Below are 13,041 nucleotides of genomic sequence, written 5' to 3'. Positions count from 1 at the left end.
GGGTCAGCCGCTGACGCCGCGGCCGAGTTCCCACAGCTGGAGGTCGGAGATGGAGTTGACCGACCACTCCACTCCGGTGATCCCGTCGCGTGCGGCGACGTACTGCTTGCCCTGCCACAGGGGCAGGACGGGTACGTCCTCGGCCACGATGTCCTGCATCTCCGTGATCGCGGGGACGGCGACGCCCCGGTCGAGGGCGCGGCGCGATTCGGGGATGAGCTTGGTGCGCACCGTGGTGTTGGCGTACGGCGTGCCCAGGAAGTTGTCCTGCTCCAGGAACGGGGCGAGGAAGTTGTCGGCGTCGGGGTAGTCGGGGAACCAGCCGAGTCCGTAGGCGGCGTAGTCGCCCTTCTTCTGGGCGGGCCGGAAGGCGGCCCAGTCGGTTCCCTGGACGGTGACGTCGAAGAGCTGGGTGGAGTTCAGCTGGGTTTTGAGGGCTTCGAACTCGGCCGCGGTGCCGTCGCCGTAGTGGTCGTTGGTGTAGTTGAGCGTCAGCTTGACCGGGGTCTTGATCCCGGCGGCCTTCAGCAGGTCGGCGGCCTTGGCGGTGTTGGCTTCGCCGTACTTGTTGAAGAAGGAGTTGACGTGCCCGGTGACGCTGGTGGGGACCAGGGAGTACAGGGGCTGCGCGGACTTGCCGTACACCTTGGCGATGATCGCGTTGCGGTCGACGGCGGCGGCGAGGGCCTGGCGTACGGCCTTGTCCTTGACGACGGGGGCGTCGGTGTTGAAGCCGAGGTAGCGGATCTCCAGGCCGGGCAGGGGGACGAGCTTGATCCCCTTGGGGGGCTTGGCGGAGAGCGTGGTGATCTGGGCCGGCGACAGGGTGCGGGAGACCATGTGGACGGTGCCGTGTTCCAGGGCCTTGTCCATGGCTTCGGAGTCGTCGAAGGCGCGGAGTTCGGCCTTGTCGTTCTGGAGCTTCAGGTCGCCCTTGTAGTTCGGGTTCTTGCTGAAGACGGCGCGGACGAGGCGGTTGTCCTTGACTTCGGCCTTCATCGTGTACGGGCCGGAGCCGTCGACGGCGAAGCCGGTGCGCAGCTTCTTGGCGTCGTACTTCTTGGCGCTGACGATGCCCGCGGCGGGGGTGGAGAGTTTGTACGGGAAGGTCGCGTCGGAGGTCTTGAGGTGGAAGACGACGGTGTCGGTGCCCTTGGTCTCGACGCTGTCGATGGTGGAGAGCAGCGAGGAGGGGCCGTTCTCGTCCTTGATGGCGAGGACGCGCTCGATGGAGAACTTGACGTCCTGTGCGGTGAGCGGGTCTCCGCCGGCGAATTTGAGGCCGGGGCGCAGGGTGCAGCGGTAGCTCTCGTTGCCGGTGTCGGTGAAGCGGCAGTCGGAGGCCGCTTCGGGGACGGGCTGGCCGCCGCCGCGGGGGGTGTGCATGAGCGTCTGGACGGTCTGGCGCAGGATGTTCCAGGTGCCTGCGTCGTAGGTGTAGGCGGGGTCGAGCGGGGCGGGAGCGTATTCGGCTGCCTCGAACCGGTCGGTGGTGCCGACGACGATCGCCCCGGATCCCGCTCCTGCCCCGCTGGTGCTGCCGCAGGCGGTCAGCGCGGGGGTGAGCAGTCCGGCGGCTGCCGTCAGCGCCATGGTCTTGCGGTTCATGCTGGTAGTACTCCCTCGACCCGGCACTTGTTCAAAGCTGGCGTGGAGGGCATCGCGGCGGTCGCCCGTTCTGGGCGGAACGATCGGGCCGGTGTTGTGACGATCGGTCCACGCGGTTCCGGGAACAGGGGTGTGTTTCCGGGACGGCTGAGGTGCGGCGCAGTGCCCGGATTGACACTAGTGGCCTGCGGAGGGGTGGCTTGAACCGGTTGGATCGGGTCCGTGACCGTTGCGTTGCGGGAGCTGACCGGGGGTGTGCGCGGGGCGGTGCGCAGATTCGGTCAGGTGCTGATCAATGTGGACACAATGGGTGGTGCGGGAGGGTGCGCAGTGGTGCGAAGGGTGCCTTGTGGGTGACAAAGGTCACCCGGGACAACTGCCGCGGGATGGATGGAATTTCGGCCCCCGGGGTGCGGCGCGAAAGATCCGCCCGCGGGACCTCGGTCCCGGGGGTGGATCGTCCGTACGCAGGGTGCGCGGTCAGTTCATCGGAGTGATGAGGGAGCGCAGGAACGGCAGGTCCACGTCCTCGAGCGAGCGGACGATGGTGCGGCCGGGGGCGGGTGCGATCAGGCCGACGGAGGGGATGGCGACGACCCGGCAGCCGGCGGCCTCGGCGGCGGCCACTCCGGTGGCGGTGTCCTCGATGACGGCGCAGCGCGAGGGGTGGGCGCCGAGGGTGCTGGCGGCGAGGAGGTAGGGGTCGGGGTGCGGCTTGGTGCGCGCGACCTCGTCTCCGGCGATGGTCATGGTGAAGCGGTCGCGGCCCAGGGTGAGCAGGACCTGGTCGATGACGCGCCGGTGGGAGGCGGAGACGAGGGCCGTGGGGACGTTGTGCCGGGCCAGTTCGGTGAGCAGCCGTTCGGCGCCGGGCATGAGGGGGACGCGGTCGGCGATGCGGGCTTCGAAGCGCTCGTTGAGCAGGACGCTGAGTTCGGCGAGGCCGATGTCGGCGCCGGTGGATTCGATGAGGAAGGCGGCGCTGCGGGTCATGGGGCCGCCGACGACGATGTCCCGCCAGGACTCGTCGAGGCGGTGGCCGAGTTCACCGAAGACGCCGACCTCGATCTCCCACCAGAAGCCCTCGGTATCGACGAGGGTGCCGTCCATGTCGAGCAGCACCGCCTGCAGGGCGTGTCCGTCGGCCGTACGGGCGACGGGGGCGGGGACTGTGCTCGTCATGCGCGCACCTCTCTGAAGGTCCCCGGGGGGACGAGAAGGCCGGTCACCTCGCCTCCGGGGGCGTGCCCGGGGGAACAGGTGACCGGCCTGTATGGGACCGACTAGTGTACGCCGGTCCGTCTCAGCGTGCGTTGAAATACTTCGCTTCGGGGTGGTGGATGACGATTGCGTCGGTGGACTGCTCGGGGTGGAGCTGGAACTCCTCCGAGAGGTGGACGCCGATGCGCTCGGGCTGGAGGAGGTCGGCGATCTTGGCGCGGTCCTCCAGGTCGGGGCAGGCGCCGTAGCCGAGGGAGAAGCGGGCTCCGCGGTACTTGAGGTCGAACATGTCCTCGACCTTGGAGGGGTCCTCGCCGCCGAATCCGAGCTCGGCGCGGACGCGGGCGTGCCAGTACTCGGCCATGGCCTCGGCGAGCTGGACGGACAGGCCGTGCAGTTCGAGGTACTCGCGGTAGGAGTCGGACGCGAAGAGCTTGGCCGTGGCCTCGCCGATCCTGGAGCCGACGGTGACGACCTGGAGGCCGACGACGTCGGTCTCGCCGGATTCCTCCGGGCGGAAGAAGTCGGCGAGGCACAGGCGGCGGCCGCGGCGCTGGCGGGGGAAGGTGAAGCGGGTCCGCTCGTTGCCGGCGTCGTCGAGGATGATCAGGTCTTCGCCCTTGGAGACGCAGGGGAAGTATCCGTAGACGACCGCGGCTTCGAGCAGGTTCTCGGTGTGCAGCTTGTCGAGCAGTCCGCGCAGCCGCGGGCGGCCCTCGCTCTCGACGAGCTCCTCGTAGGTGGCTCCGCCGGCGCGGGCCTGCTTGAGGCCCCACTGGCCCTTGAAGAGGGCACCTTCGTCGAGCCAGGAGGCGTAGTCCTTGAGCGGGATGCCCTTGACGACGCGGGTGCCCCAGAACGGCGGGGTGGGGACGGGGTTGTCCGTGGAGGTGTCGGAGCGGCCGCCCGGCTCCTCCGCTTCCTCCGCCTGCAGGACGGGGGTGTCACGCTTGGCGACGCGGCGTTGCTTGAGTTCGGGGAGGGTGGCTCCGGGGACTCCGCGCTTGACGGCGATGAGGGCGTCCATGAGCCGCAGGCCTTCGAAGGCGTCGCGGGCGTAGCGGACCTCGCCCTCGTAGATCTCGTGGAGGTCCTGCTCGACGTAGGCCCGGGTCAGGGCCGCGCCTCCGAGGATGACGGGGTAGTCGGCGGCGAGCTTGCGCTGGTTGAGCTCCTCCAGGTTCTCCTTCATGATCACCGTCGACTTGACCAGCAGACCCGACATGCCGATCACATCGGCCTTGTGCTCCTGCGCGGCCTCCAGGATCGCCGAGACCGGCTGCTTGATGCCGATGTTCACGACGTTGTAGCCGTTGTTGGACAGGATGATGTCCACGAGGTTCTTCCCGATGTCATGGACATCGCCGCGGACCGTGGCCAGGACGATGGTGCCCTTGCCCTCGTCGTCGCTCTTCTCCATGTGGGGTTCCAGGTGGGCCACGGCCGTCTTCATGACTTCGGCGGACTGGAGCACGAAGGGCAGCTGCATCTGGCCGGACCCGAAGAGCTCACCGACGACCTTCATGCCCTCCAGCAGGGTGTCGTTGACGATGTCCAGGGCGGGCCTGGTCTGGAGGGCCTCGTCCAGGTCGGCTTCCAGGCCGTTCTTCTCGCCGTCGATGATGCGGCGCTGCAGGCGCTCGTCCAGTGGCAGGGCCAGGAGCTCTTCGGCGCGGCCGGCCTTCAGGGACTTGGTGTTGACGCCCTCGAAGAGGGCCATCAGCTTCTGCAGCGGGTCGTAACCCTCGGCGCGCCGGTCGTAGATCAGGTCGAGGGCGGTGCCGACCTGCTCGTCGTCGAAGCGGGCGATCGGCAGGATCTTGCTCGCGTGGACGATCGCCGAATCCAGACCCGCCTTGACGCACTCGTCGAGGAACACGGAGTTCAGCAGGACGCGGGCGGCCGGGTTGAGGCCGAAGGAGATGTTCGACAGGCCCAGCGTGGTCTGCACGTCCGGGTGACGGCGCTTGAGCTCACGGATCGACTCGATCGTGGCGATGCCGTCCTTACGGGACTCCTCCTGGCCGGTGCAGATCGTGAAGGTCAGGGTGTCGATGAGGATGTCCGACTCGTGGATCCCCCAGTTCCCGGTCAGGTCATCGATCAGACGCTCCGCGATGGCGACCTTGTGCTCCACCGTGCGGGCCTGACCCTGTTCGTCGATGGTCAGCGCGATCAGCGCGGCACCGTGCTCCCGCGCCAGCGCGGTGACCTTCGCGAACCGCGACTCCGGACCGTCACCGTCCTCGTAGTTCACCGAGTTGATGACCGCACGGCCACCGATCTTCTCCAGACCCGCCTGCAGGACGGGAACCTCAGTGGAGTCCAGAACGATCGGCAGCGTCGAAGCCGTGGCGAAGCGGCCGGCCAGCTCGCGCATGTCGGCGACACCATCGCGCCCGACGTAGTCCACGCACAGGTCGAGCATGTGCGCGCCCTCGCGGATCTGGTCACGGACCATCTCCACGCAGTCGTCCCAGCGCGCCTCGAGCATGGCGTCGCGGAACTTCTTGGACCCGTTGGCGTTCGTCCGCTCGCCGATCGCCATGTACGAGACGTCCTGGCGGAAGGGGACCGTCTGGTAGAGCGAGGACGCACCCGGCTCGGGGCGGGGGTCTCGGGTGGCGGGGCTCAGGTCGCGGACCCGCTCCACGACCTGCCGCAGGTGCTCCGGAGTCGTACCGCAGCAGCCGCCGACCAGGGAGAGGCCGTACTCGCGCACGAAGGTCTCCTGCGCGTCGGCCAGCTCGGCCGCGGAGAGGGGGTAGTGCGCGCCGTTCTTCCCCAGGACCGGCAGGCCTGCGTTCGGCATGCAGGAGAGCGGGATCCGGGAGTTCCGCGCGAGGTAGCGCAGGTGCTCGCTCATCTCGGCGGGGCCGGTGGCGCAGTTCAGGCCGATCATGTCGATACCCAGGGGCTCCAGCGCCGTCAGCGCGGCGCCGATCTCCGAGCCCAGCAGCATCGTGCCGGTGGTCTCCACCGTCACCGAGCAGATCAGCGGCACGGAGACACCCAGGGCCTCCATCGCGCGGCGGGCACCCACGATGGAGGACTTCGTCTGCAGCAGGTCCTGCGTCGTCTCCACGAGCAGGGCGTCGGCGCCGCCGGTGAGCAGGCCTTCGGCGTTGATCTGGTAGGCGTCGCGGATGGTGCCGTAGTCGATGTGGCCCAGCGTGGGCAGCTTGGTGCCGGGGCCCATGGAACCCAGGACCCAGCGCTGCTGCCCGGTGGCGGCGGTGAACTCGTCGGCGATCTCGCGGGCGATGCGGGCGCCGGCCACGGACAGCTCGTGGTTGCGGTCGGCGATGTCGTATTCGGCGAGGGCGGCGTAGTTGGTGCCGAAGGTGTTGGTCTCGACGCAGTCGACGCCGGCCTCGAAGTACTCGCGGTGCACGTTGGCCACGATGTCGGGGCGGGTGACGTTGAGGACCTCGTTGCAGCCTTCGAGCTGTTCGAAGTCGTCCAGGGAGGGGTCCTGCGCCTGGAGCATCGTTCCCATCGCTCCGTCGGCGACGACCACGCGGGTGGCCAGTGCCTGGCGCAGGGCGTCGGCCCGGGTCTGGGTGTCTGCGGGCGGGTTAGGCAACGAGGCCATGGGTGAGCTCCCTGGGATGCGACGGCTGTCGGCTTTGCACCCTCTCTGTGTCAAGGGTGCACGCGGCCAGGGTAACGGCGCGAACCGGCCCCGGTGGGGGCAGTCCACGTGGCGGACTGCATTCTGTGCGCGGGGGATGGCGTCTTTCGGCCGGGGGCGTTGCGGGCCGACTCGTTTCCGGGGATTCCGCCCACCATGCACGAAGTCGGCATCGACCGATAGTGTTCAGCATTGTCGAACTACGTCAGCAGGAGGCTGCGCGATGGCACGGAACATCCAGTCGCTCGAACGAGCCGCTGCGATGCTGCGGCTCCTGGCGGGCGGCGAGCGCCGGCTGGGACTCTCCGACGTGGCCTCCTCCCTGGGGCTGGCCAAGGGCACGGCACACGGGATCCTGCGCACCCTGCAGGCCGAGGGCTTCGTGGAGCAGGACCCGGCCTCGGGCCGGTACCAGCTGGGCGCGGAGCTGCTGCGCCTGGGCAACAGCTATCTGGACGTCCACGAGCTGCGGGCGCGCGCGCTGGTGTGGACGGACGACCTGGCCCGCGCGAGCGGGGAGAGCGTCTACGTGGGGGTGCTCCACAAGAGCGGGGTGCTGATCATGCACCACGTGTTCCGGCCCGACGACAGCCGTCAGGTCCTGGAGGTGGGCGCCATGCAGCCGCTGCACTCCACGGCCCTGGGCAAGGTCCTGTCGGCCTACGACCCGGTGGCGCACACGCAGGTCCTGGAGGTGGAGCGGGAGGCCTTCACCCCCCGCACGGTCACCGACGGCGCCGGCTTCGAGGAGGTCCTGGGCCTGATCCGGGCCCGCGGCTGGGCCAGCGACGTGGAGGAGACCTGGGAGGGGATCGCCTCGGTGGCGGCCCCCATCCACGACCGGCGCAGGATGCCGGTCGGCGCGGTGGCCGTCGCGGGGGCCGTGGAGCGGGTGTGCGGGGAGTCCGGGGAGCCCCGGGCGTCCCTGGTGGCGTCCGTACGGGACTGCGCGCGGGCGGTTTCGCGCGATCTCGGGGCGGGCCGGTTCTGACCTTGGCGTGACCGCATCGCTACGCCCTGACCACCCAACGGCCATTCCAAGTGGCATTTGGGTGGTTTTTGGCGTTTGATGATCACCCAATGGCCTAATTTGGGCGATCGTACCGTCTGGTAACGATCCGGCGCATTGGCCAGGTCAACTCTTGACGCCCGCTTCACCTGGGCGGAAAACTGCCGTTCATCGGTCGGCATTGCCGAACACCTACCGGCAATACGCGTTAGGGTGTGGCAAGGCCAAGGACCGGTGCAGCACTCACCGAGTGCGTGGGCCACCGGAGGGACCCGGTGGCCGACCACCCCTGAACGACAAAGGAGTCGCGGGTGTCCAGCTCCGACATCTTCATCGGCGAGACCATCGGTACCGCCCTGCTCACCCTGCTCGGCGGTGGCGTGTGCGCCGCCCTGACGCTCAAGAGCTCCAAGGCCCGCGGTGCCGGCTGGCTCGCGATCACCTTCGGCTGGGGTTTCGCCGTCCTGATCGCCGCCTACGTCTCCGCACCGCTCTCCGGCGCGCACCTCAACCCGGCGGTCACCGTCGGCATCGCCATCAAGGACGGCGCCTGGGGCGACGTACCGGTCTACCTCGCCGGCCAGCTGCTCGGCGCGATGATCGGCTCGGTCCTGATGTGGCTGGCCTACTACGGCCAGTTCCGGGCGCACCTGGCCGACCCGGAGCACATCCGCGACGCCAAGCTCGGCCCCGAGGACCCGCACCCGCACGACGTGGCCGGCCCGGTGCTCGGCATCTTCTCCACGGGCCCGGAGATCCGCAACGTCGTCCAGAACCTCACCACCGAGATCATCGGCACCGCCGTCCTGGTCCTGGCCATCCTGACCCAGGGCCTGCAGGACGACGGCAAGGGCCTCGGCGTCATCGGCGTCCTGATCACCTCGTTCGTCGTCGTCGGCATCGGCCTCTCGCTGGGCGGCCCGACCGGCTACGCGATCAACCCGGTCCGCGACCTCGGCCCGCGCATCGTCCACTCCCTGCTGCCGCTGCCCAACAAGGGCGGCTCGGACTGGAGCTACTCCTGGATCCCGGTCCTCGGCCCCCTCGCGGGTGCCGCGCTCGCCGGCGGTCTGTACAACATCGCGTTCGCCTGATCAGCATCGGCACCACGGCACCACCCGAACCGCCATCCTGATTCCGCCTACCCCGACACCTGCCAGGAGCAGCCACCATGACCAGCAGCACCGGCCCCTTCATCGCCGCCATCGACCAGGGCACCACCTCCTCCCGCTGCATCGTCTTCGACCGTGACGGCCGCATCGTCGCCGTCGACCAGAAGGAGCACGAGCAGATCTTCCCGAAGCCGGGCTGGGTGGAGCACGACGCCGCCGAGATCTGGACCAACGTCCAGGAGGTCGTGGCCGGGGCCATCACCAAGGCCGCCCAGGACATTCCGGGCTTCACCGCGGCGGACGTCAAGGCCGTCGGCATCACCAACCAGCGCGAGACCACCCTGCTGTGGGACAAGAACACCGGCGAGCCGGTCCACAACGCGCTGGTCTGGCAGGACACCCGTACCGACGCCCTGTGCAAGGAGCTCGGCCGCAACGTCGGCCAGGACCGCTTCCGCCGCGAGACCGGCCTGCCGCTGGCGAGCTACTTCGCCGGCCCCAAGGTCCGCTGGCTGCTCGACAACGTCGAGGGGCTGCGCGAGCGCGCCGAGGCCGGGGACATCCTCTTCGGCACCATGGACTCCTGGGTCATCTGGAACCTCACCGGCGGCGCCCAGGGCGGTGTGCACGTCACCGACGTCACCAACGCCTCGCGCACCATGCTGATGAACCTGCACACCCTGGCCTGGGACGAGAAGATCGCCGAGTCCATGGACGTGCCGCTCAACGTCCTCCCGGAGATCAAGTCCTCCGCCGAGGTCTACGGCCACGTCAAGGAGGGCGTCCTCGCGGGCGTCCCGGTCGCCTCGGCGCTCGGTGACCAGCAGGCCGCGCTGTTCGGCCAGACCTGTTTCGCCGAGGGCGAGGCGAAGTCCACGTACGGCACCGGAACGTTCATGCTGATGAACACCGGCGACAAGATCATCAACTCCTACAGCGGCCTGCTGACCACGGTCGGCTACCAGATCGGCGACCAGCAGCCGGTCTACGCGCTGGAGGGCTCGATCGCCGTCACCGGCTCGCTCGTCCAGTGGATGCGCGACCAGATGGGCCTGATCAAGTCCGCGGCCGAGATCGAGACGCTGGCCTCCTCCGTCGAGGACAACGGCGGCGCCTACTTCGTGCCGGCCTTCTCGGGCCTGTTCGCCCCGTACTGGCGCTCCGACGCCCGCGGTGTGATCACCGGCCTCACCCGGTACGTCACCAAGGCGCACATCGCCCGTGCCGTCCTGGAGGCCACCGCCTGGCAGACCCGCGAGATCACCGACGCCATGACCAAGGACTCGGGCGTCGAGCTCGCGGCCCTGAAGGTCGACGGCGGCATGACCTCCAACAACCTGCTGATGCAGACGCTCTCCGACTTCGTGGACGCCCCCGTGGTGCGCCCGATGGTCGCCGAGACCACCTGCCTCGGCGCCGCCTACGCCGCCGGCCTGGCCGTCGGCTTCTGGCCCGACACCGACGCCCTGCGCGCCAACTGGCGCCGCGCGGCGGAGTGGACCCCGCGGATGCCCGCCGAGCAGCGGGAGCGCGAGTACAAGAGCTGGCTCAAGGCCGTGCAGCGTTCCATGGCCTGGGTCGACGACGAAGACGCCAGCTGACCGCACCAGCTGAGTCAATCGACGAGGAGCTAAGAGAGATATGAGCAGCCTGCAGAGCGTGACCGCACTGGGCACGCACCCGACCGCCGGTTCGAACGCGAGCCGAGCCGAGACCCGTGAGCAGCTGGCGAAGGCCACGTACGACCTGCTGGTCATCGGCGGTGGAATCCTGGGCACCTCGGTGGCCTGGCACGCCGCGCAGTCGGGTCTGCGGGTCGCCATGGTGGACGCCGGCGACTTCGCCGGCGCCACCTCCTCGGCCTCGTCCAAGCTCGTCCACGGCGGCCTGCGCTACCTGCAGACCGGTTCGGTCAAGCTGGTCGCCGAGAACCACCACGAGCGCCGTGTGCTGGCCAAGGACGTGGCCCCGCACCTGGTCAACCCGCTCACCTTCTACCTCCCGGTGTACAAGGGCGGTCCGGTGGGCGCCGCGAAGCTGGGTGCGGGCGTGTTCGCGTACTCGGCGCTGTCCGCCTTCGGCGACGGCATGGGCAAGATCATCTCGCCGGCCCGTGCCGCCGCGGACAACCCGGGTCTGAAGACGGATGACCTCAAGGCCGTGGCCGTCTACTACGACCACCAGATGAACGACTCGCGCGTCGCCGTCATGACGGTCCGCGCGGCCGTGGAGTCGGGCGCCGTGGTCCTGAACCACGCCGAGGTCACCGGCCTGCGCATGACGCGCGGGCGGGTCTCCGGCGCGGAGCTCAAGGACCGTCTGGACGGCACCGAGTTCGGTGTGGACGCGCGCGTCGTGCTCAACGCGACGGGCCCGTGGGTGGACCACCTGCGGCGCATGGAGGACAAGCACTCGATGCCGTCCATCCGCCTGTCCAAGGGCGCGCACATCGTGATGAAGCGCAAGTCACCGTGGAAGGCCGCCATGGCCACCCCGATCGACAAGTACCGCATCACGTTCGCCCTTCCGTGGGAGGACCAGCTGCTGCTGGGCACCACGGACGAGGTGTACGAGGGCGACCCGGCGGACGTGCGTGCCACCGAGGCCGACATCCAGCAGATCCTGGACGAGGCGGCCTTCTCGGTGAAGGACGCCGATCTGGACCGTTCGCTGATGACGTACGCCTTCGCGGGGCTGCGGGTGCTGCCGGGCGGCCCCGGCGGCGTGGAGAAGGCCAAGCGCGAGACGGTGGTGTCCGAGGGTGCGGGCGGCATGCTGTCGGTGGCCGGCGGCAAGTGGACCACGTACCGGCACATCGGGCGCGTGGTCATGGACAAGCTGGCCAAGCTGCCGGGCAGCCCGCTGAGCGAGGACATGGAGCCGGTGAAGTCCCTCGTGCGCCGGATCGCGCTGCCCGGTGTCGCCAACCCGAACGCGGTGGCGCACCGGCTGCTCGTGGACCGCGATCCGGGCTCGCGGATGGACCCGCTGACCGCGCGTCACCTGGCCTCGCACTACGGTTCGCTGGCCTTCGACATCGCGCGGCTCGCGAACGAGGACCCGGCGCTGGCCGAGCGGATCCACCCGGACGGTCCGGAGATCTGGGCGCAGGTCGCCTACGCCCGGGACAACGAGTGGGCCGAGACCGCCGACGACGTGCTGCGCCGCCGTACGACGGTGACGGTCCGCGGTCTGGACAGCGCCGAAGTGCGCGGCCGGGTCGAGGAGATGCTGGCCGATAAGGCATAACCGCGTCCGCGGACGGGCAGAGGGGCGGTTCCGAGGGGAACCGCCCCTCTGTCGTGGGCTGTGGCTGGCGTCGCATCAAGGCTTAGGCTGACCCCCGTACGCAAGGGAACTTCGGAAGGAGACCTGGGTGATCGAGCTTGAGGGCGTGCCCGAGCTGATCGACCCGGTCATGGTGGCCGCGTTCGAGGGCTGGAACGACGCGGGTGACGCGGCCTCCGGTGCGGTCGCACACCTGGACCGGGAGTGGAAGGGCGAAGTCTTCGCGGCTCTGGACGCCGAGGACTACTACGATTTCCAGGTCAACCGGCCGACGGTGTGGCTGGACAACGGGGTACGGAAGATCACGTGGCCGACGACCCGGCTGTCGGTGGTCCGCATCGGCGGTACCAAACCGCGCGACCTGGTGCTGGTGCGGGGCATCGAACCGTCCATGCGGTGGCGGTCGTTCTGCAACGAGATCCTCGGCTTCGCCCATGAACTGGGCGTGGAGATGGTCGTCATCCTGGGTGCGCTGCTGGGTGACACCCCGCACACCCGGCCGGTGCCGGTCAGCGGGGTGACCTCGGACGCGGATCTGGCGCGGACGATGGACCTGGAGGAGACGAAGTACGAGGGTCCGACGGGGATCGTGGGCATCCTGCAGGAGGCCTGCACCCATGCCGGGGTGCCGGCGGTGTCCCTGTGGGCGGCGGTGCCGCACTACGTGTCCCAGCCGCCGAACCCGAAGGCGACGCTGGCGCTGCTCAACCGTCTGGAGGATCTGATCGACATCCGGATCCCGCTGGGCGAACTGCCCGAGGACGCGCGGGCGTGGCAGCTGGGCGTGGACCAACTGGCGGCCGAGGACAGCGAGGTGGCGGAGTACGTCCAGACGCTGGAGGAAGCCCGCGACACCGCCGACCTGCCGGAGGCCTCGGGCGACGCGATCGCCCGTGAGTTCGAGCGCTACCTGCGCCGGCGGGACCCCGCGGCGGGCCCGGAGACGGCCACGGACACGGGCTCGTACTTCCGTGACCTGTCCGGCGGCCGCCCCCAGCCGAAGCCGAAACCGGACGGCACCGCGGATCCGGACGGCACCGCCGATCCGGATGCCGCGGCGGACCCGGATGCCGCGCCCGGGACCGACCGTCCCGCGGAGGGCACCGGGGAGGGCGACGCGGACACGCCCTAGGGCGCGGTGAAGCGGTGAAACGGCGAAGCGCGCCTCC

The 13,041-nt window shown here is 69.5% G+C and carries 8 protein-coding genes; 5 read left to right on the top strand and 3 right to left on the bottom strand.

Annotation, left to right across the window (positions count from 1 at the left end; translation table 11 throughout):
• Nucleotides 1-3: 3 nt before the first annotated feature.
• The 3 genes from OG904_RS25240 to metH all read right to left on the bottom strand — a co-directional run bounded on the left by OG904_RS25240 (nucleotide 4) and on the right by metH (nucleotide 6,424).
• Nucleotides 4-1,608 carry an ABC transporter substrate-binding protein gene (locus tag OG904_RS25240; RefSeq protein ID WP_405494659.1) on the bottom strand — a complete coding sequence of 535 codons (1,605 nt, stop codon included), beginning with the start codon at nucleotides 1,606-1,608 and terminating at the stop codon, nucleotides 4-6.
• 480 nt (nucleotides 1,609-2,088) lie between these two features.
• The gene (locus OG904_RS25235; protein WP_405494657.1) at nucleotides 2,089-2,790 is read right to left on the bottom strand and encodes an HAD family hydrolase; all 702 of its coding nucleotides are present in this window, start codon (nucleotides 2,788-2,790) and stop codon (nucleotides 2,089-2,091) included.
• A 121-nt stretch (nucleotides 2,791-2,911) separates the two neighbouring features.
• Complete coding sequence (metH, locus tag OG904_RS25230; protein WP_405494655.1) at nucleotides 2,912-6,424, bottom strand: methionine synthase; 3,513 nt, start codon at nucleotides 6,422-6,424, stop codon at nucleotides 2,912-2,914.
• Between the two features lie 262 nt (nucleotides 6,425-6,686).
• On the opposite strand from metH, the gene OG904_RS25225 reads away from it, so the two are divergent.
• From OG904_RS25225 to OG904_RS25205, 5 genes are all read left to right on the top strand, one after another.
• Nucleotides 6,687-7,454 carry an IclR family transcriptional regulator gene (locus OG904_RS25225; protein ID WP_405494653.1) on the top strand — a complete coding sequence of 256 codons (768 nt, stop codon included), beginning with the start codon at nucleotides 6,687-6,689 and terminating at the stop codon, nucleotides 7,452-7,454.
• Between the two features lie 329 nt (nucleotides 7,455-7,783).
• Nucleotides 7,784-8,566, top strand: coding sequence for an MIP/aquaporin family protein (locus OG904_RS25220; protein WP_405494652.1), 783 nt, complete (start codon nucleotides 7,784-7,786; stop codon nucleotides 8,564-8,566).
• A 77-nt stretch (nucleotides 8,567-8,643) separates the two neighbouring features.
• Entirely contained in the window at nucleotides 8,644-10,185 is a 1,542-nt protein-coding gene (gene glpK, locus OG904_RS25215; protein WP_405494650.1) for a glycerol kinase GlpK, read from the top strand.
• Nucleotides 10,186-10,225: 40 nt separating this feature from the next.
• Complete coding sequence (locus tag OG904_RS25210; protein WP_405494648.1) at nucleotides 10,226-11,833, top strand: FAD-dependent oxidoreductase; 1,608 nt, start codon at nucleotides 10,226-10,228, stop codon at nucleotides 11,831-11,833.
• 127 nt (nucleotides 11,834-11,960) lie between these two features.
• Nucleotides 11,961-13,004 carry a PAC2 family protein gene (locus OG904_RS25205; protein WP_405494646.1) on the top strand — a complete coding sequence of 348 codons (1,044 nt, stop codon included), beginning with the start codon at nucleotides 11,961-11,963 and terminating at the stop codon, nucleotides 13,002-13,004.
• Nucleotides 13,005-13,041: the final 37 nt, after the last annotated feature.

The organism is Streptomyces sp. NBC_00096 (genome assembly GCF_045041305.1).
Classification (GTDB): Bacteria; Actinomycetota; Actinomycetes; order Streptomycetales; family Streptomycetaceae; genus Streptomyces.
This window is presented reverse-complemented; position numbering and strand designations above follow the sequence as displayed.